The following is a 19,426-nucleotide window of genomic DNA, read 5'->3' as shown; positions in this document are numbered from 1 at the left end:
CAGCATCATCGAAACCTTGAGTAAAAATGATCGTGCGCGCCTGTCCCGTAGAGTCGGCACAGCAAAGAACGGCCACTCTCTCGGACTCAACCGCGGTCTTAATCGGCAGAAGAAAAAACCTTGTGCCTCGTTAACGGCTTCAGCGCGCAATCCTGGAATAGGCTATAGGTACATGCCCGACCTAGCCACTGAACGCCTGAATGCTGGAATTGGCAAGGTGTGATTCATGATAACCGAGCTACCTGCAGGCTATGCTTGAAGCCCTTTGATCTGTACAAATCACCGTCATCAGCGCATCAAAAGCCATCCATAAAAAAAATGACAAATTGGGGGTAAGGATGAATCGCCTACTTCATGCTGCAGCGTTTGCAAGCGCCATGATGATCGTTGCAGCACCCGCCCAAGCCCGTATTACACAGTTAGAGATCCTGCGGACCGAACCTGCTTTCGGAGGCGAACGCTTCGGGAATACAGGGACTTACGAACGCGTCTTTGCGCGCGTTCATGGTGAGTTAGACCCAGGAGCGTCTGGAAACAAGATTATTCAAGACATCGAACTTGCACCCCGTAACGGTCGCGGGATGGTTGAATACACGACTGATGTTGCAATCCTGCGTCCCGCTGACGTGGCCAAATCGAATGACATTCTTCTCTTTGACGTGCCAAATCGAGGCTCTAAGCGCGCGATGTTATTGTTCAACGCTGATATGCAGGGTAGTCCAGCAGCGTTCAACAACTTCGAAGTAGCCGGGGACGGTTTTCTACAGCGCCAGGGTACGACGCTGATCGCGTTTGCCTGGCAGGGGGACGTTGCCCCGGGCGACAACCGCATGATGGTGCAATTGCCGACGGCCATAAATACTGATGGGTCGCCGGTAACAGGTGTGGTGCGCAGTGAGTTGACCACGCTTTCACCGACCGTCAGCCTTAACCTGTCCGCAGGTTGGTTCACCTCCACGCCGCCTCATACCAGCTACAAATCGGTTGAAACCGACAATACCAAAGTGCTCGCGGATGGCTTTCGTCCGACGTTGACGGTGCGTTCGCGGGCAAATGCGCCCCGACAGGAAATTCCAGTGAATGACTGGAAGTTTGGCGATTGCAATACGCCGAGCGAAACCCAGATATGCCTACCCGCTGGTTTTCAGCCCGGCAAGCTTTACGAGCTGATTTACCGGGCCAAGGAGCCGGCGGTAATGGGTATTGGTTTTGCGATCGCACGGGATGTTGGTGCGTTTTTCCAGCAGGCTGAGCATGACGATACCGGTGTGCCCAACCCTGTAGTGCATGGGCCTAAGGTCAAGTCGATTATCACTGGCTCATCACAAGCCGGGCGATTCATCCGCAGCATGATCGCGCTGGGTTTCAACCGCAGCGAGGAAGGTCGTCGGGTCTATGGCGGTGCGATGCCGCATATCGGTGGTGGCCTGATGCCGCTCAATATCCGATTTGCTCAACCTGGCCGGGCGTGGGGCCAGCAGGTCGATCATGACTACCCTGCTTACGATTTTCCGTTTACCTATGGCCGGGAAACCGATCCTGTTACCGGACGCTCGCAGGGTTTGCTGGATCGCTGCAACGATAACAATACTTGCCCTCTGATATTCCACATGGCAACGGCCCTTGAGCTTTGGGAGGGACGCCAGTCGCTTGGCCTTACCGATCCACTCGGCTTGCGCGATGCACATGAACCGGAAAACGTCCGCACTTTTATTATGGCAAGTACGCAGCATGCCCCGCCGTCTTTGCCACTCCCGATTAACCCACCCTTTGGCCTCTGCCAGGTCCAATCAAATCCAAACCCACACACCTGGACAATGCGCGCAGCGTTCATCAATCTCGTTGGCTGGGTTCGTGACGAGACAACACCGCCCGCTTCGATAAAGCCTTCTGTGGCGGACGGCACCCTCGTGCCGGCGGACAGGGTCAGTTTCCCGCTCATCCCCGCGACCAATTATGGTGGCGTTACGCGCCCCGCGCTCCGCTACACCAGTGCTGTCAACAGCCTGCAAGTGCTCGATTTTGGACCGGCTTTTCGTCCCGAAGACAGCTCCGGCATTCTCACAAACGAGCCGCCGAAATCGGGGGTTGGCAGTTACGGCCTCTTGGTGCCTCAAGTGGATGCAGACGGAATTGATGTGGGTGGCGTTCGGGATGTGTATCTGGGTGCTCCCATCGGGACTTACACGGGTTGGAACACCTTCAGGCCCGAGTTTTTTGATGGCGGCTTTTGCAACTTCCAAGGCAGCTTCCTCCCGTTTGCCGCGACGAAGAAAGAGCGAATCGTGGCCGGAGACCCTCGCCTTTCCCTGGAGGAACGCTACCCCACGAAGGAGGCTTACGTGTCTGCAGTGAGTAAAGCTGCAGACTCGCTGGTTGAAGCGCGGATGCTGCTTCCTGAAGACCGTGAGCGGCTTGTAAAGGAGGCGCAGGAGAAAGGTGTGCGTGTAGGGCCTTGAGCAGGGGTGATCATTCCTTCGAAAAAGAGTTGTCTTAAACCTTGCCGCCTTTGATTGATATCCATGGCAGGTATAGCAAGGAATGCCTTGGAGCTCGCGTAACTGCGGGCTCTGGGCTTTGGGCTTTGGGCTTTTTGGGGCGATACCTGCTTAAGACATTGCTTTTCCATACTGAGCCTAAAACAGGGGCTACTAAGCCGATGATTAGACTGCCCTAGGAAAAACCCTTAACGAAAACTAGTAAGGCTCCCAGCAGGAACAATGCAGAGGCTCCGTATCCAACTGAACGGATCCGTCGATAGGTGCGCGAAACACCATTGGGAGCTAAAGTGGGAAAACGCTGGATGTCTTTGAATACAGTGGCGAAGCCAAGAGCAGGAGAGCGGAATCGCTGGTCGTCGCTCTCAATAGCAGCTGCTACGTTCAACGCAATAGCGGCGTAGCTATCAAAACGTTTATACGTTTGAATAGTAAAGTGAATGATGACCACGCCCAGTAAAAAAACAAGCTCAGCTCCCAAGATCTTTGATATCGCTCCATACAAGACCGGAGTACCCGCCATAGTGGCGACCATGAGAGACAGGGCCATGTTTGCCATAGTGTCGTAATGCCGATGTGAGTTGAGGGCTTCGCGGTAGGAGTCTGCGGGGAGCATAATTGTCGCCTGGCAAGAAAAAACCTAATTTACAGAAAAGAAATGCTAGGAGCCATCATTAACGCGAACGAGGCTCTTTGCGGCTGTGACCCAACCAATAGCGTAACAGCCTGAGGTCCCCAGTAATTTTTGAATCTAGGTTAGCTGTCTAAAATGAGTCGACGTCCCGCACATGCAATAGCCTGCTTTCAGCTGTTAGCCGATTTCGGCAATCGGCCGCTTTGGATCGACAGCCGCCGCTTGCTTGACCAGCGGCAGTCGATCGAACCAAAGCAGTAATTAACAGCAGGCCCGAACAAAAGAGAGTTCGAGGGACATACTTCCCTAGCCTAGTCGCTGCTACCCATCAGAACCGATTTTTTCCCATGGCCCTGAATATCGAAAGAGAAGTCCTAGAATACTGGGTACGCCGGATGGCCTCTGGTTAGCCAAAATGAAGTTATGGCGCTGGCTTGGTCGAAGCGCACATACATGAATGGTGCCTCAAGAATGATCAGAATTTCTGAGCGCTTCGACGTTAGATCTAATGGACCATAACCGCCATCCCGCCAGCCGAAGATTTCGGTTCCCATCTGCGGATACCGCAAAAGCATTATTGGTTCGTACGCCTGTGGGGAGTGGCTTTCACGAACCAAGCCTTGGTGAAGCCCCCGGCTTGGCCTTTCGAGTCGTCATCCCGCGCGAAGCCCTTGCCATGCCTGTGTGGACAGGGCTTCAGGAGTAATCAGCCAACCCACCTTCCCCACACGAACCAACGCCATTTCCTACAAACAATTAAGGCTTGAAGGCGCAGACAATAGACAGACTAACACCTACGATAAACCCATCCACACTGGATACGATCAAGTTACTACTGAAGCACGCACCTCGCTTAATAATGAGATAACAAGCAACACATTTCTTGCTACACACTAGATAGCCATATGCAACCAACTAGCGGACTTGGGAAACAAGCTCGCTCGGCCTAACCGCGTAAAAACCCTACACATACGCTTATATACACATCAAGAATTAAATCATTTTAAGGAATATCATGAAAAACTTATTGATCGGCGTCGCAGTTGCTACTTCCCTGCTGGGACTGTCCATGACCTCTCAAGCGGCGGAAAACTGCCCTGCTGTCTCGAAGATCGAGCAGGTCTCGCCCGGTGTTTACCGGGCGAACGGCAATGACGGCGAGTGGACCGGCGTGCTGCAAGGCGTTGTGACAAAGAAAATGCCTGTGCAGTCCTTTGACCTGGCTATCGCTATCCAAGAGGGCACAGACGCGCCTCAGATGTTGCAACACTGCACCTACAACATAGGTGGACGCGAGGCGCTGGACATGCGTTTCATCGCTAAAAACAATAAGGATTTCACCGTAAAAACTGCAGGCGGTGCCTGGAAGAAAGAAGATGGGCCTTTTGGTCTTGTCTATAACGTGTGTGAAAAAACATCACCTGAAAACTGCAAGTTCACTGTCGTTCAGTAACACGAAATAACCCTGTCGCTCTTCAGCGAGCCCCACGACGGCTCGCTGAAGAGCCACTCACGTCAAATCATGCAAATCCTTGCAGCGCAGCCCGTCGCTGGAGTGCTGAATACGCAGCACATGCTAGGCGTTGAGTATTCATCATCAACCCAGCGGGGCGTTTTGGTATAGGCCCGTTAAAGCCCGCACTCCTTCCTTACAGGCTCGATCATGAGCGAAGCTGGCGGCTTCCCTGTCTGCCGATCTATTACCGATAACGAACATTGGCCTTCGAAAGCTGAAGGAGTCACCTTGTAAGTCGCGCCCTCCTTAGGAATGAAGCTGCTGACGTTCAAACAGCTTACCTGCACCCAAGTGCGGTAGCGATCCTCCAGTCGTTTGACTCCTACAATGAGTGAATTCAGATAAATGCGCTTCTCGGGCTTAATCAGAAAGCGATTCTTCTCCGGTTCGGTTTGAGAGACAGCGCCCAGAGCGCCGGTCTCATCTGTGTCTTGGCAATGAGCATCGTAGTAAGCCCAGTACCCTTGAAACCCTTCGTGGATAAAGTCAGTTTTACCCCACGTGGCCTCTATCGTGGAGTGGGGCTCCTTCAACTTAGCTTGCTGATAGTGGCCCACACATCCGGTAAGAAAAGCCACGCAAAAAATCAGGACAGGTCTATTCAAGGTCACACCAAGGCAAAGAGGAAAAGCACCTGAAGGTATCGACTGCTTGTAGCTAAACTACAGCTACTTTCTATAGAAAGTTAAGACTGAGGAATCAGAACTATGCACAACTGAGGTCCGAAGGTAGGCCCATCTACAGCCAGCAGTGGCCGGTAAGAGCCTACCGGTAAGCCACTCACGTCAGATCATGCAAATCCTTGCCCAGTGCAGGCATGACTTCGAAATGAGAGAACACCACCTCCAGCCCTCCCCGTTCCGGACTGCAGCACATCGGGCCTACGGTATAAGACTCACTCACGGGGAATGGTGCCAGGCGCAGCAATGGCCAGCGCAGCCCGTCGCTGGAGTGCTGAATGCGCAGCACGCCCTTGGCGACGGTGACCCGCAGCCAGAGGCCGGATGACGAATCATCAAATACACCCGTTGCCCAATCGGATTGTCCGCAGGTTAGAACGCTGCCCAGCATCAAGGCTCCGTCGCTGACTTCAACTCCGGTTTTGACCCAGTTACGCTCGTCAATGCGGACCATCAAGCCCGCCTGATCGTAAAGCTTCTTGAAATCACCCTGCACATGCACTTGCGCAGTGAAATCACCGGTCACCGAAACACCCAGAAAATGCCCCGTGTCGCGGCAGAAGCCGTAGTGCGTCTGCTGCCAGAAATCGGTTTGCGGGTCTGTGGTGACCGTCAGACGCTCGTCCGTCACGCTGCAATGCCGGGGTGGGTTCAGCCAAAAGCCTTTGTCGAACATGTCGCCTCCTGTGTGGGGTTTTCGAGGGTGATGGACGGGGTAATGGGTAGCCTGCCCCATCCACTCTATGTGGACTCCAAGGCTCAACATCTGTCAAAGACTATGCTCGTTTACCAAGCCAACTAATATATTGACACCCCCAAGGAAACTCTGAAAAGCTCCCGGTTTCTGGTGAAATGCTTGCCTGATATGAACACAATGGTCATTTTATGACACCGCTGTACTTCGCCGATGCCGAGTACGCCGGGAAACGTACGCAGATCCGTCGAGAGTGCTTCCTGATTGAAATGGATCAGGTTTTATCTTGGAAGGCCTGACCACCCTGATTAAGGCGCATTACCCAAAGGGCCAAGGTAGGCCTGATGACGATGTTGCGGGTTCACCTGATGCAAAACTGGTTCAGCTACAGCGATCCGGCCATGGCAGAATCAATCTCCAAAGCCACGATCCTGCGGCAACTTGCAGGGCTGCGCCTAGATCGAATTCCTGACGAAACCTTACGCATGCAAGCTTCTAAAGAGTAAGACATGTAGGGCGGCCTAAGACACTCTTGGTATTTAATAGTCGCCTATCACTGTTATGTATTCCTTCTTACGGGTTTATATTCCAACACTCATTATTGCGTGGCACGACTAGATGCATGCTAATACTCACTTATAGTATCTAGTATTGGCCAAGCCAACGCGAAGCCGTGACTAAAACTATTCACTACCCTTGTTTATTAGAGGCATGAATATTTCCTTAATCTGCGAATCCCCTTTTGGCGAATAACGCGGCAATTCTTTTAGCGATTTTGTTGAAGGGTACTCGTTGTCAAAAATATCTACTTCTGTTCGATTGTCAGCGACGCCATAGATGAAGCGAGTAGTTTCTCCTGAAGGTGCAACATAATCGGAGTCGTGTGCAATTATTCTCCACTCCCCCTCGGTTTTTCTATCAAATAACGAGTACGAGTCGATAATGACGGGGTCGCCAACCCTGATTAGATCTGAGCAGGTAATTTGAGGTTCCTCTAATACCACTTTAAAAATCTCTGCGACATGACCAAGACTATTACGGGTCATAATTCTACCTACACCGTAACCTTCCCCCTCGATATCAAAGCAAAATATATCTCCGGGCTTAATATATCTCAGTTGTTTTCGCTGGTTTTCTTCCCACTTGAAAGTCTTCAACTTACTCATCAGCAAGCTCCTTTTAGGGCACTAGATTTAGTTTGGTAACTGGACTCAAAATTTGCTTGGCGGCTTGGCGGCTTGGCGGCTTGGCGGCTTGGGGCACGCAATGTGCTTTCATGATCGAAAGAGTTGATTTTATTCCCTCTACTGGCAGGAGAGATTCCCTTACCAATAACACCCGTCTTCGTTTCGTAATGCTCAATATAGGCTTGCTCATAACCTCTGGCCTGTCCATAATTAACATTTTTATCGAGAGGTACCATTTCTGTTCCAGGGCCTAAGCGGTTAGTGCCAACGTGCTCATTTCTACGACGAGCCAAATCATCTGTAACACCAACATAATATGGTTTTTCTGCGCCCTCTTGGAATAAGCCATAGACATTATAACCGGGAGTTAATTCATGAACTAATCCAAGTGCGTCTGTCCAGCGCACAGGGTTAGGCGTATATCGATAAAGATTAAACCCACCCAACAACCCAATCGGATCCTGCGTAGTAAACCGCCCAATCTCCGGGTCATAATACCGAAACGTGTTGTAATGCAGTCCCGTCTCGACATCAAAATACTGTCCTTGAAACCTTAGGTTCTGCTCAACCTCGTTCACCACCAGCTTCTCAACCGCCCCCCAGGCTCGGTACTTCGCCTGCCAGACAATCTGCCCTTCGGCGTCGGTCATTTCCAGCGGTGTACCGATCTGGTCGGTGTGGAAGTAGTAAACCTTGTTCTCTACCTCGCCTTCTTTCTCGTCAACACGCGCCAACGGTGCATAGCTGCCGGGCTCGTAGAGGTACAGGCTGCTCTGTCCCGGACTTTCCTCACGCAGCATGCGCAGGCCTTGCCAGAGGAAGCGTTTGTGGTCGGTTTGGCCTTTGATCTCGGACTGTTTAAAGACTCGCTTGCCCAGACTGTCGTGCTGGTAGCTGCTGGTGCTTTCCACCTGTGTGTCGGCCATGGTGCAGCTTCGTAGCAGAACTCTTCGCCGTCGACCACTCGACCGGTGTTGCTGTCGTAGCCGAATGCTTGAGTGCGATAGACGTAAGCGGCAAGTCGTCGCGTCCAATGGCGCTGATCGGTCGGCGATCCAGGTTGACTTGATACGGATAGCCACTGGTGTAATACAGATGGTTAGGTGCAGGCCTGTGCGAAGAGACTGTGTGCTCAACTCGCTGAGTAGATCGTACTCGCAGGGCAACGGTCCATAAGACACAGTATTTTTGACACAGTGGACCAACAGTTCTTAGACAAAGTCGATTTTCCAGCTTTGACGCCAAGTTTCTACCCCCTTTGGTTTTAACCTTAAACTATTAAAGAGCCGTAAATTCTAATATATTAAAAAGCAAAAAGTCTTATGCATTATTTTTAGTTATTGTCGAAGCTTTTCAGATAATCACCAAACCAAAACTCTACAGCCTCTTCATTAACGCCATACATACCTTCCCAAAAATCTACAGGATAGCTCCAGTCTGTTGAACGAGATTTTTTTGGCGCAAGTCCAATATACGTATACCCCTTAGTGAACCCTTTATGATCTGGGCTTTCCAAAACACCAATCTGCCCTAACAAATCCAATAGACCTCGGGATAACTCTTTGTTTAACATGGAGCCCTGTATAGCCCTTACTTTTTTTCCAATGTCACAGGCGTTTCTTCAGGGCCTGATTCCCTAGCAGTTTTTAGCACCTTCTTTAAAATATCAATGGATTCAACTTTTTCTGATGGCGCTTTATTATGTTCCCTTAAGAAAAAATACAGTTGTTCAGGGTTTCCGCTGTTGCTGACGCCTATGCTATACCTAGCGAGGTTGCAAAAAGTGAAATCTCTTGTTTTTTTCTTAAACAAACCACAGATATTGCATTGGATATTTTCCGCAGACTGAAAACTATGCTTCGGAAAGTTCAACATAATAGCGTAAGCTGAGAGAGCTGCTCTTTTTTCTGGCTTGCCTGTTTCAAGACCTACCAAGAAAGATTCGACAATGCTTTCTTTTGCAGCTGATTTTTTCTCATGGAAAAGTTTTTCTATGAGTTCGTCGTGCTCAATTTCTTCACTTGGAAAAATCATATTATTTTCAAGCAGAACTTCTAGTGAGCGAGGACTACTCAGCGTTTCCAGAGCGCCGCTGCGATAAAAGTCTTTTATAGCCTTTTCCAAATCTTTATTCATAGTAACCCCTAGCAAGTTGCTGTGCCGACTGCGGTGCGCGTTTCAATGGGTGACAATGAGCTGACTTTGCTCACACCTTTTCCTTCCAAGTAATTATTGGCGCCAGCTACCCTTGCTCTACCCTTTTCTGTAGGAAGTTTATCGTCAGCCATACCATGGATAATATTTCCCCGCACATTAGCACTACCACGACCTAATATCGGTTTTTCTCTAACCCCGGCATTCTCAATGCCTCGTACAACATCATAATCCGTGCCTCTTGGAGTTATTTGAGAAATGCTATCGCCAGTCCCGAAACGTACGCCATCTGCTCCCTCATTTTTACCGTGACGACGCATAACATCGCTCAACGACGTTTTATCTGAAGCACGACCATGATAATAAGCACCATCTTCGTTAGAAAGGAAATAGTTCCAATCCAGCCCTAACGGATCAATCCAAGCTGTTGAATTATGTGCATACTGATATAAATTAAACCCACCTTCCAATCCAATCGGATCCTGCGTAGTAAACCGCCCAATCTCCGGATCATAATACCTAAACGTGTTGTAATGCAGCCCCGTCTCTACATCAAAATACTACCCCTGAAACCGCAGGTTCTGCTCAACTTCGTTCACCACCAGCTTCTCAACCGCACCCCACGCCCGGTACTTGGCCTGCCAGACGATCTGCCCTTCGGCGTCGGTCATTTCCAGCGGCGTGCCGATCTGGTCGGTGTGGAAGTAGTAGACCTTGTTCTCGACTTCGCCTTCTTTCTCATCAACACGGGCCAGTGGCGCATAGCTGCCGGGCTCGTAGAGGTACAGGCTGCTCTGTCCCGGGCTTTCCTCACGCAGCATCCGCAGGCCTTGCCAGAGGAAGCGTTTGTGGTCGGTCTGGCCTTTGATCTCGGACTGTTTGGCGACTCTTCGGCCCAGGCTGTCGTATTGGTAGCTGCTGGTGCTTTCAACCTGCGTGTCAGCCATGGTCTCGGTTTTGACCAGGCGGTTTTCGCAGTCGTAGGTGAAGGTTTGCCAGCGCACGATGCCGACAACTTTTTCGATCAGGTTGCCCCAGGCGTCGTATTTGTATTCGTGGTTCGCCCACTGTTTGAGGCGGTTGTCTTTGACGTGGTCGAAGCGGCTGGTGTTGAAGTTCAGGCGGTTGGCGGCGGCGTCGTAGCGGAATTCTTCGCCGTCGACCACGCGGCCGGTGTTGCGTGCCAGCAACTGGCCGTTGGCTTCGTATTCGTACTGGGTTTCGCCGCGCAGTTTGTCGAGGGTGCGGCTCAGTTCACCGGCCGGGTCGTATTCGTAGCGGCGGTGAATCGGGTTGTAGGCGTGTTCGACGTAACTGCCTGAGCAGTCCTGAAAGCGCACAACCTGAGCGAGGCTGTTCTGCCACAGGTATTTGGACTTGAGCGTCGGGTCGACTATGGTTCCCCAGTAGCATGTTGCTGTGGCGGGTCACCACGTCTTCGGTGTAGGTGAGACGAAGCGCACTGAATCGCCGTTACCATTGAACACCTCGCCGAGCTTGCTGTCGCTGTCGGTAGTACAGCTTGATTTGGTGTAAGCGATAGCACAGCGCTAATTCAAGAGAAAGTGGCAGCTGACTGAGACAAAGTTGGCAGTCATGCCGCGGCATACCTTATTAAAGAGCAATAGAGCTTTTGGTATATGTGGAGTAGGTAGCAAATGCATCGTTACGACTAATAAATCATTTTTTACGCTTGCGGTATCTGTGCCTTTCGAGCTAATAACTAGCTATACATAAAATGCTGGCTAGATTATTTTATTTAAAGTTGCTTGTGGTTTTTCTAGGCTTTAAAGATCTTAAATGTATCATTTTCATAATAAAACTTAAACGCATCGAAGTAGTTCTCGACGCTTGGGTGAGGTAATTGTTCATTAACATTTGATATTATATCTTCGATAATAGGTGTTTCTAGGGTCTCCTTCCAACCCTCACCTAATACTTGCGGAGGCAAGTAGTCTGTGGAGTCGGGCGGAAAATCGCGACTATCTAGTGAAAATGCCCCTTTGGTATCCAATGCCCATGGGGTGTCAGGAAGATAAAACCATGAGTCTGGCATCTCTGATATGTTTAAAATAACTTCTCTAATGCTATAAGTCTTCATTTTCACCTCAACATGCTGAGTTTTGCAACTTTTTAAATCCACCCTGCTGGTTAGGGTGGAGGCTGTTCTGTACGGGGCCTGGAGCCTTATGTTGCGCTCTAGGCATCAACTCAATATCTTTAGGGCTTTGAGCATTATGATGCCAAGAATGGTTTGGAGGGCTTCTATCACTGAAACCTCCTCTAGGACCAGGTTGAATGTGCTTTGCCGCATCTGGAGGAAGAGCTGGCTTTAGTTGGGGGTATAATGCTATAGCATATTCAAAGCATATGGCTGGTTACTAATTTTTCTAGATCGCTAATACTTATGCCGAAAGAGGTTTTTGTATTTGAGATTTTTGTGGCTAGATCTAATACAACGGCAATTTCATTTGAGGTTACTTTATTTTCATCATAGAGTTCGTCAATCTCATAGCTCAATAAGTCTATATTCTGCAGAGCCATGTCTACGCATTTATGAAGTTTGAAAGTGTCGGAGTCGATAAGAAATAATAAAAAATAATCTAATGCAATCATCAGATTTTGTGCATAGCTACCTTCTTGCTCAGAAAACTCCTCAGTGTCTGGTATGTTTTTCTTTACAGTATGCTCAATTTTTATAATAGAATCTTTCTTTTCGGACAGCGAGGTTTTTAGCGCTTCTACAACTAAACCTTCAAGATTTTCTGAATAGCAACTATCAAAAGCTTTTATAAGACGTATTTGCCTATACAAATAGCTTGCTATCAGCAAACATTTTTGTTGATGATTAAGTTTCTCGATATAGGACGACACGGTGGCGTCCTCAAAAATCAAATTCCACTGCATGTGCTTCCTCCTAACCGTTTCCGACTTTTTTTACCAGTTGTATGTGTGTCCGTCTTAACACCGTGCTCCTTCATTAAGTGTTCACAGTCCAAACACACCCCTCTCGATGCATCTATATTGGTCGCGCCTTTACCTGCTTTTATTATAGTTTCCTCTGCATGGCCCTGCCCATTTACGACGTTAATCCCTTTACCTTGAGCCCACTCTCGTTGAATTTTAGGCACGGTCTTATCGCTTGATGCAATGAATAATCCCCCTTTGCTATCCATTCCCAAAGCAGTAGTCTTAAACTTTTGCGCGGTAGGATCAAGCAAAGCATGAGCTTCATTCACAAGGCCTAGTAATTCAGATAAGCCCCATGGATCAATCCAAGCTGTTGAATTATGTGCATACTGATATAAATTAAACCCACCTTCCAACCCAATCGGATCCTGCGTTATAAACCGCCCAATCTCCGGGTCATAATACCTAAACGTGTTGTAATGCAGCCCCGTCTCGGCATCAAAATACTGCCCCTGAAACCGCAGGTTCTGCTCAACCTCGTTCACCACCAGCTTTTCAACCGCACCCCACGCCCGGTACTTGGCCTGCCAGACGATCTGCCCTTCAGCATCGGTCATTTCCAGCGGTGTGCCGATCTGGTCGGTGTGGAAGTAATAAACCTTGTTCTCTACCTCGCCTTCTTTTTCATCCACGCGGGCCAGCGGCGCGTAGCTGCCGGGCTCGTAGATATACAGGCTGCTCTGTCCCGGGCTTTCTTCGCGCAGCATGCGCAGGCCTTGCCAGAGGAAGCGTTTGTGTTCGGTGTGGCCTTTGATCTCGGACTGTTTGGCGACGCGCCTGCCAAGGCTGTCGTACTGGTAACTGCTGGTACTTTCCACCTGCGTGTCGGCCATGGTCTCGGTTTTGACCAGGCGGTTTTCGCAGTCGTAGGTGAAAGTCTGCCAGCGTACGATGCCGACAACTTTTTCGATCAGGTTGCCCCAGGCGTCGTATTTGTATTCGTGGTTCGCCCATTGTCTGAGGCGGTTGTCTTTGACGTGATCGAAGCGGCTGGTGTTGAAGTTGAGGCGGTTGGCAGCGGCGTCGTAGCGGAATTCCTCGCCGTCGACCACTCGGCCGGTGTTGCGCGCCAGCAACTGGCCGTTGGCTTCGTATTCATACTGGGTTTCGCCGCGCAGTTTGTCGAGGGTGCGGCTCAGTTCGCCGGCAGGGTCGTATTCGTAGCGGCGGTGAATCGGGTTGTAAGCGTGTTCGACGTAGCGCTCTGGCTTTATGAGCGGGTTCTGGATCTGCGATAGCTTTTCAGCGGGCAGGGTTGTGGCGTACTGCCAGGCCTTGCGTCCCATGCTGTCATAGCCGAAGCAACTGGTCAGCTTGCCTTGGGTGCGGTAGATCTCGCGATGGAGATCGTCGCGTTCCATGTCGCTGATCAACTGGCCATCGAGGTTCAACTGGTGCAGGTGACCGCTGCCGTAGTACAGGTGGTTCAGGTGTTGACCGGTAGGCAGGGTTAGAGTGGTCAGGTTGCTGAGCGGATCGTACTCGTAGGCAAGTGAGCCTTGGGGTGTGGTCTCTTTGACGAGGCGGCCGAGCAGGTCGTAGGCAAATTCCAGTTTCTCGGCGGCAACACCTAGTTTTCTGCCGATGTCCGTCGGCTTGCGCTCGATTGACAGCAGTCGGTCGCCGTCATCGTAGGCGTAGTCCTGACGCGCATCGTCGTTGAGTCTGGCCAGCAGGCGACCAATCGGGTCGCGCTCCAGATGAGTGCTGCGCCGTGGCTGTTCGCCTTTCTCGCCGTAGCCGATTTCCTCGACCTGTGTCAGGTGTCCGCCGAGGTTGTAGCTGAAACGGCGGGTGAGGTTGTCGATGCGCTTTTCTTCGATCAGGCGGTCTGCGTCGTCGTAGGCAAAGCGGTAGGTCGCATCGTTTTCGTTGGTCAGGGCGACGAGGCGAATGGCCTTGTCGTATTCGTAGGTGATGGTCTGCCCTTTGGCATCCTGTCGCCATTTAGGCAGGCCACGGCCGTTGCGCAGCAGCTGGGTGGTCTGGCCTTTGCCGTCTGTGTGGGTCAGGACCTGGCCCAGTTCGTTGTAGGTAAAGGTCTCGCTGGTGCCATCCGGGTGGTTGATGCGCAGCACTTCGCCGTCGGGTTTGCGTTCCAGCGTGGTGGTGTTGTTCAGGGCATCGGTGACGGCCACCAGGTGGTGGCGCTCGTCGTAGCGGTAATAAGTGCTTTTGCCCGAACAGTCCTGAAAGCGCTGCACTTGCGCCAGGTTGTTCCACCACAGGTATTTGGACTTGAGCGTCGGATCGACGATGGTGTGCGGCAGGCCGTCCTCACCGTTGAGGTACTCGGTCTTGTGGCCCAGCGCATCGATCTCGGCGACGAGGTTGCCTTTGGCATCGTAGTTAGCCTTCCAGGTACTGCCATCCGGGTAATCGACCTGAGTGATCAGCGTCGTCAGGTGGTGGTACTGGTAGCGAATACTGCGGCCCAGCGGATCGGTCTCCTTGAGCAATCGGGCGAACTCGTCGTACTCGAACGCCAGTTGGTTGCCATCGGGCAGGGTCAGCCCGGTCATGTTGCCGGTGTCGTCGATCTCGATGACGTAGTGATCGCCACTGTAGTCGCGGCTCGAGGTGACGCGATGGTCCTTGTTGTAATGAATTTCCAGCTCGCGGCCCAGTACGTCGGTGACCCAGGTGGTGCGGGCCTCGCGGTCGTAGCGGAAGTGGAAATGCTCACCATCGCTGGTCTGGTGTTCGACGACACGCGGCTGGCCGTCGATGATTTCCCAGCGGTACTCGCAGGTCAGGCCCAGTGCGTTGCTGTGGCGGGTCATGACGCCATCGGTGTAACTGAAACGGCGCACTGAATCACCGTTGCGGTTGAACACCTCAGCGAGCTGGCCATTACTGTCGTAGTGGTATTGAACCAGCGTTTCGACCGCCTCGTTGTCGACGATGCGCTTGACCGAGGTCAGGCGCGTGGTCACTTCGTCGTAATGCAGGTGCACGCGGATCCCGCCCGTCGCGCTGATGTCGGTCAGCGTGCCTTGTTCAGTGCGGGTGAAATGCAGGAAGTGACCGAGTGCGTTTTCGATACGATCCAGCGGGACCGGCTTGTTGTCGTCAGGCACTTCGCCGAAGTAGAAGAAGATGTTGTCCAGCGTCTGCAGCAGGTAGTGCCCACCCTGCGTGCAGACCAGATAGACCTGTTCGTGAGGGTTGTAGATGCGCTGGCCGGGCGCTATGTCCACGAACGGTACGGTGCGGCCCTGGTTGTCCGTAAGGTAGAGGAAGCTGCCGCGCTTGCGCAGGCTTTGCTCCCACGGCAGCACCCAGCCTTTGCCGAGTACGCTGTCGACATTCAGATTGCTGGCGTAAAAACGCGACCATTCGATGGGCATCAGGCCTGGCAGGCTGAAGTCGATCTCATCCGGGATCAGCTTGCGGCCAGTCGTGGTGTCGACCGGATTGCCGCTCAGGCCGCCGATCGCACTGCGCATTACAGGCTCAACCACGTAGCGACTGCCCACTTCGCCGGCCACGAAACCTGCGGTGAACTTCAGGGCGCAGGGCAGCACTGCTTTCATGCCTGCCTGCGTTCCGGCCTTGATCAACTGGGCGATACCACCTGCCGCACCCGCCACGGCCATCAGCACATCGACGGTAGTGCGCAGCCAGCCTGGAATTTCGTCGTCCACTGGCAGATAGCGATACCTGCCGCCGCCGATAAATACGTTGTCGGAGCCGCCGGAGATGGTCGCGCCACAGGTCAGCTTGTCGCCTTTGCGCGCCGCCGCCACACTGTTGATGAAGACGTTGGTCGAACCCTCGGCAATCTTGACCGGCCCTGGATGTTTGTCGCAGGCACCAATGCTTTTTTCAACATGCGCTGCCTTGCGGTTGTTGATGTATACATTGGGTGAGGCCGTGATGATCGTGCCGGAAGGGGAGGAAAACATACTCCCTATGGCCTCTCCTGCGGCGGTGAGCAGGCTACCTCCGACGCCTGCTGCAAGTCCTGCCAGAAGAGCCACGCCGAACCCGCACGTGAAGGTTGCGATCGCCACCGTCGCAATGAGCGCAATACCGAGCACAGCCCCGATCAGGAAGCCCCCCAGGGCGCCGGTATGCGATATTTCGTCACCAAAGCGTGCTGCTTCGAACATCTCCCCTACTCCCGCCTGGCCATAGCAGAAAACCCTATGAGACAACCCGAAGAGCGGGTGATGTATTGCGGCGCTTGATAGTCCATTTAGGTTGTCTGTCCTTGAACTCTATTGGTCTAAGTTCGGTCAGCGTCAGGCTAACTTCATCTACTGCGACATACCTTACGCGACTGACCCACTGGATTTCTGCGACACAGTTCGAAAAAGATACAACAATAGCTGCAGGCCTACTCGGAAAAATGCCATTTCCTACGCCCCAAACCCACGTCCACACCCTTGCCACCCCATCCCTGCCACGCTAACCTCCCCGCCGTTCGCTGCCAAATCAGCGGCCGGATTTAGCGATCCGTTCTATCCAGGCGTGTCAGCGCCCCACACACTGCATCAAGCTAAACTTGAAGTACGTGCTATGGCGGCTGTGCGTCGGAGACCTTCGGGTCTGCCGGTTTCCTGGATACCGGTTCGCTAACCTTCGCACAGCTGCCACCCATTCGTTTAGCGACGTCTTGTGGCAGTCTCATATCCAGGAGCTGCACCCATGTTCACTGCAACCCCCTGCGTGACCCCTACCCCCCATTTCGAAGCCACCCTCTTCCTCCGCCACAGCCGCACCCTGCGCGCCATTTTCACTGAATCTCAAGCCTGGTTCTGCCTGGCTGACCTTGCGCGTCTGATGGGCAGGCCGCTGGATGAGCGCGCCACGCTCAAGCTCGATGCGGATCAGCGTCGCGAGGTCTGGCTAGAAGCTCATGGCGAGTGCCAGCGGCAGTTGATGATCAGCGAGTCCGGGGTGCTGGCGCTGCTGGTTCATCATTACGTGCCCGAGAACCGCGCGCTGCGTCAGTGGCTGACGCATGAGGTGCTGACGACCTTGCATGATCAACAGAACGTCACGCTGGATAACCCCAGAATGAGCCAGCTGCAATGGCCTGGCACATCGCTGAGCGTGCTGCACTGGCGCAGCGAAACCTGGGTTCGCTTGCGCGACATGCCGAATGTGGTGGCCGAGGCAGCTCCTCGTCCGAAGCGGCCGTTATGGCGCAGGGTGTTGAAGCGCATCAACACAATGCGCACTGCCGCCTGACCGGTACTGCCTGAACCCCGTTGACACCCTTCCCAGCAAAAAACATGATGCATCCACCCTAAAAACCGGAACGCACTCATGAGCGACAAGAAAAAGCTTTTGCTGACTGGCGCAAGCCGGGGTATCGGTCATGCCACGGTCAAGCATTTCAATGCCGCTGGCTGGGAGGTGTTTACCGCGTCGCGGCAGAACTGGGTCGATGATTGCCCGTGGGCTGAAGGTCTGCTCAACCACATTCACCTGGACCTGGAAAACATCGACAGCGTCAGCGAGAGCATGGCGGCGATCAAGGACAAGCTCGGCGGGCGGCTCGATGCGCTGGTCAACAATGCCGGCGTTTCACCGAAGACCGAGGACGGCGGGCGCATGGGTGTGCTGGAGTCGGATTACAGCACCTGGATCAAGGTGTTCAACGTCAATCTGTTCTCCACCGCGCTGCTGGGTCGGGGTTTGTTTGACGAGTTGAAGGCGGCCAAGGGCAGCATCATCAATGTCACCTCGATCGCCGGCTCCAAGGTCCACCCGTTTGCGGGGGTCGCCTACGCCACGTCCAAGGCGGCACTGTCGGCGCTGACCCGGGAAATGGCCTTCGATTTCGGTCCGCACGGGATACGGGTCAATGCCATTGCGCCGGGTGAAATCGATACGTCGATTCTGTCACCCGGCACCGCCGAGATTGTCGAGCGGCTGGTGCCGATGCACCGGCTGGGCAAGCCTGAGGAAGTCGCCTCGCTGATCTACTTCCTGTGTACGGCTGGCGCGTCCTACGTGAACGGTGCGGAGATTCACGTCAACGGCGGCCAGCACGTCTGACTCAACGTGTGCCGGAAACGCTCTCCGGCACGCGTCGCACGCCCAGGCGACTGATCCACACCGACGCCACGATCACCCCGCCGCCGATCAGCAGGCGGGTGAAGTCCTCATGCTGGTTCCAGATCAGCAGATTGATCAACAGCCCCAGCGGCACATGCAGGTTATTCATCACCGCCAGTGTGCCGCCGTTGACCATGCACGCACCTTTATTCCACCAGTACATGCCCAGCGCCGTCGAACACAGGCCGAGAAATAGCAGCACGATCCATTGGGTCGGCGCTTCGGGCAGGTGTTGCGGGTTGCCGAACATCAGGAACGCCGGCAGGACCACCGCCAGTGCGCCGAGGTAGAAGTAGCCGAAGCGTCGGTAATGCGGCAGGTCGCTCGGGTGGCGCGCCACCAGATGCTTGTACAGCACCTGCCCGGCGGCGTAGGTGAAGTTGGCCAGTTGCAGCAGCAGGAAGCCGCCTAGGAAGTCGCCGTCCAGGCCATCGTAACGAATCACGCCGGCGCCCAGCACCGCGACCACTGCCGCCAGCAATGCCCAGGGGTTGAAGCGTCGGTTCAGCGCATCTTCGATCAACGTTACGTGCAGTGGCGTGAGGATGGTGAACAGTAGCACTTCCGGCACCGTCAGCACCCTGAAACTCAGGTACAGGCAGACATAGGTCACGCCGAATTGCAGCGCGCCGATCAGCAGCATGCTGCGCATGAAGCGGGGTTCGACCTGACGCCAGCGGGTCAGCGGAATGAATACCAGACCGGCCAGCACCACGCGGACCAGCACCGCGAAATAACTGTCGACGTGCCCGGCCAGATAGACACCGATCAGGCTGAATGAAAACGCCTGAATCAGTGTGACGAAAAGTAGATAACCCATGCCCGCCCCCCATTTTTGAAGGGCGCGACCATAGCGGTTGCGTCACTCACTGTCCACTCGACGGCCGCCGCTTTTTGACGCCAAGCCGTCGCCGCGCCCCGCGTTACCCGTCACAAATATGACAGTCGCATTATTGACGTACATGTCGTCGGTTTCGACGAAAATATAGCCCATATCGGCAACTTTTCCACAGAAAAAGGT

General features: G+C 53.1%; 15 protein-coding genes and 2 pseudogenes. 5 read left to right on the top strand and 12 right to left on the bottom strand.

Going from position 1 to position 19,426, the window contains the following annotated elements:
* Nucleotides 1–338: 338 nt before the first annotated feature.
* The gene (locus KBY02_RS03905; RefSeq protein WP_225649856.1) at nt 339–2,459 is read left to right on the top strand and encodes an alpha/beta hydrolase domain-containing protein; all 2,121 of its coding nucleotides are present in this window, start codon (nt 339–341) and stop codon (nt 2,457–2,459) included.
* 214 nt (nt 2,460–2,673) lie between these two features.
* Here KBY02_RS03905 and KBY02_RS03900 read toward each other — a convergent pair whose 3' ends face one another.
* Nucleotides 2,674–3,114, bottom strand: a complete 441-nt coding sequence (locus KBY02_RS03900) for a hypothetical protein (RefSeq protein WP_024693219.1) — start codon at nt 3,112–3,114, stop codon at nt 2,674–2,676.
* Between the two features lie 1,033 nt (nt 3,115–4,147).
* Between KBY02_RS03900 and KBY02_RS03895 the strand changes: the two genes are divergently transcribed.
* On the top strand, nt 4,148–4,585 hold the full coding sequence (locus tag KBY02_RS03895) for a DUF3757 domain-containing protein (RefSeq protein ID WP_058822638.1): 438 nt from the start codon (nt 4,148–4,150) through the stop codon (nt 4,583–4,585).
* Nucleotides 4,586–4,761: 176 nt separating this feature from the next.
* Here KBY02_RS03895 and KBY02_RS03890 read toward each other — a convergent pair whose 3' ends face one another.
* A complete protein-coding gene (locus KBY02_RS03890; protein ID WP_025168147.1) occupies nt 4,762–5,259 on the bottom strand; it encodes a hypothetical protein in 498 nt (165 codons plus the stop codon).
* Between the two features lie 169 nt (nt 5,260–5,428).
* Nucleotides 5,429–6,004 (bottom strand): DUF1349 domain-containing protein, encoded by a 576-nt coding sequence (locus tag KBY02_RS03885; RefSeq protein WP_060405785.1) that lies wholly within the window; start codon nt 6,002–6,004, stop codon nt 5,429–5,431.
* Nucleotides 6,005–6,213: 209 nt separating this feature from the next.
* Between KBY02_RS03885 and KBY02_RS03880 the strand changes: the two are divergent.
* Nucleotides 6,214–6,501 (top strand): annotated as a pseudogene (locus KBY02_RS03880) (transposase); the annotation flags it as partial.
* A 204-nt stretch (nt 6,502–6,705) separates the two neighbouring features.
* On the opposite strand, the gene KBY02_RS03875 reads toward KBY02_RS03880, so the two are convergent.
* From KBY02_RS03875 to KBY02_RS03840, 8 genes and pseudogenes are all read right to left on the bottom strand, one after another.
* Entirely contained in the window at nt 6,706–7,188 is a 483-nt protein-coding gene (locus tag KBY02_RS03875; RefSeq protein ID WP_058822640.1) for an Imm26 family immunity protein, read from the bottom strand.
* Nucleotides 7,188–8,135, bottom strand: coding sequence for an RHS repeat domain-containing protein (locus KBY02_RS03870; protein ID WP_225649854.1), 948 nt, complete (start codon nt 8,133–8,135; stop codon nt 7,188–7,190). The genes KBY02_RS03875 and KBY02_RS03870 overlap by 1 nt, the downstream gene beginning before the upstream one ends.
* A gap of 407 nt (nt 8,136–8,542) precedes the next feature.
* Entirely contained in the window at nt 8,543–8,782 is a 240-nt protein-coding gene (locus KBY02_RS03865; RefSeq protein ID WP_164990636.1) for a hypothetical protein, read from the bottom strand.
* Nucleotides 8,783–8,799: 17 nt separating this feature from the next.
* Nucleotides 8,800–9,345 carry a hypothetical protein gene (locus tag KBY02_RS03860; RefSeq protein ID WP_201279923.1) on the bottom strand — a complete coding sequence of 182 codons (546 nt, stop codon included), beginning with the start codon at nt 9,343–9,345 and terminating at the stop codon, nt 8,800–8,802.
* Between the two features lie 415 nt (nt 9,346–9,760).
* Nucleotides 9,761–10,676, bottom strand: a pseudogene (locus KBY02_RS03855) (RHS repeat domain-containing protein); the annotation flags it as partial.
* Nucleotides 10,677–11,143: 467 nt separating this feature from the next.
* A complete protein-coding gene (locus tag KBY02_RS03850; RefSeq protein ID WP_058822149.1) occupies nt 11,144–11,464 on the bottom strand; it encodes a hypothetical protein in 321 nt (106 codons plus the stop codon).
* A 260-nt stretch (nt 11,465–11,724) separates the two neighbouring features.
* Nucleotides 11,725–12,237 carry a hypothetical protein gene (locus KBY02_RS03845; protein ID WP_225649852.1) on the bottom strand — a complete coding sequence of 171 codons (513 nt, stop codon included), beginning with the start codon at nt 12,235–12,237 and terminating at the stop codon, nt 11,725–11,727.
* A gap of 17 nt (nt 12,238–12,254) precedes the next feature.
* Nucleotides 12,255–16,448: an RHS repeat-associated core domain-containing protein gene (locus KBY02_RS03840; RefSeq protein WP_225649850.1), complete on the bottom strand. Its 4,194-nt coding sequence runs from the start codon at nt 16,446–16,448 to the stop codon at nt 12,255–12,257.
* Nucleotides 16,449–16,986: 538 nt separating this feature from the next.
* Here KBY02_RS03840 and KBY02_RS03835 point away from each other — a divergent pair.
* Together KBY02_RS03835 and KBY02_RS03830 are read left to right on the top strand one after the other, a co-directional pair.
* Nucleotides 16,987–17,532: a Bro-N domain-containing protein gene (locus KBY02_RS03835; RefSeq protein ID WP_003418416.1), complete on the top strand. Its 546-nt coding sequence runs from the start codon at nt 16,987–16,989 to the stop codon at nt 17,530–17,532.
* A gap of 78 nt (nt 17,533–17,610) precedes the next feature.
* On the top strand, nt 17,611–18,345 hold the full coding sequence (locus tag KBY02_RS03830) for an SDR family NAD(P)-dependent oxidoreductase (protein WP_044310166.1): 735 nt from the start codon (nt 17,611–17,613) through the stop codon (nt 18,343–18,345).
* A gap of 1 nt (nt 18,346) precedes the next feature.
* Here the strand turns inward: KBY02_RS03830 and KBY02_RS03825 are convergent, their stop codons facing one another.
* Entirely contained in the window at nt 18,347–19,225 is an 879-nt protein-coding gene (locus KBY02_RS03825; RefSeq protein ID WP_003402392.1) for a carboxylate/amino acid/amine transporter, read from the bottom strand.
* Nucleotides 19,226–19,426: the final 201 nt, after the last annotated feature.

Origin of the sequence: Pseudomonas sp. P129 (assembly GCF_020312195.1) — a bacterium.
GTDB lineage: Bacteria > Pseudomonadota > Gammaproteobacteria > Pseudomonadales > Pseudomonadaceae > Aquipseudomonas > Aquipseudomonas fragariae.
Note: the sequence above shows the minus strand (reverse complement) of the source record. Positions and strands in the feature narration are given on the sequence as shown.

Bases quoted from the DNA above. Each gene is read 5' to 3' on its own strand.
- KBY02_RS03835 (WP_003418416.1), top strand. From the start codon at position 16,987: ATGTTCACTGCAACCCCCTGCGTGACCCCTACCCCCCATTTCGAAGCC.
- KBY02_RS03905 (WP_225649856.1), top strand. From the start codon at position 339: ATGAATCGCCTACTTCATGCTGCAGCGTTTGCAAGCGCCATGATGATC.
- KBY02_RS03885 (WP_060405785.1), bottom strand. From the start codon at position 6,004: ATGTTCGACAAAGGCTTTTGGCTGAACCCACCCCGGCATTGCAGCGTG.
- KBY02_RS03895 (WP_058822638.1), top strand. From the start codon at position 4,148: ATGAAAAACTTATTGATCGGCGTCGCAGTTGCTACTTCCCTGCTGGGA.
- KBY02_RS03825 (WP_003402392.1), bottom strand. From the start codon at position 19,225: ATGGGTTATCTACTTTTCGTCACACTGATTCAGGCGTTTTCATTCAGC.
- KBY02_RS03900 (WP_024693219.1), bottom strand. From the start codon at position 3,114: ATGCTCCCCGCAGACTCCTACCGCGAAGCCCTCAACTCACATCGGCAT.
- KBY02_RS03870 (WP_225649854.1), bottom strand. From the start codon at position 8,135: ATGGCCGACACACAGGTGGAAAGCACCAGCAGCTACCAGCACGACAGT.
- KBY02_RS03875 (WP_058822640.1), bottom strand. From the start codon at position 7,188: ATGAGTAAGTTGAAGACTTTCAAGTGGGAAGAAAACCAGCGAAAACAA.
- KBY02_RS03840 (WP_225649850.1), bottom strand. From the start codon at position 16,448: ATGTTCGAAGCAGCACGCTTTGGTGACGAAATATCGCATACCGGCGCC.
- KBY02_RS03830 (WP_044310166.1), top strand. From the start codon at position 17,611: ATGAGCGACAAGAAAAAGCTTTTGCTGACTGGCGCAAGCCGGGGTATC.
- KBY02_RS03865 (WP_164990636.1), bottom strand. From the start codon at position 8,782: ATGTTAAACAAAGAGTTATCCCGAGGTCTATTGGATTTGTTAGGGCAG.
- KBY02_RS03850 (WP_058822149.1), bottom strand. From the start codon at position 11,464: ATGAAGACTTATAGCATTAGAGAAGTTATTTTAAACATATCAGAGATG.
- KBY02_RS03860 (WP_201279923.1), bottom strand. From the start codon at position 9,345: ATGAATAAAGATTTGGAAAAGGCTATAAAAGACTTTTATCGCAGCGGC.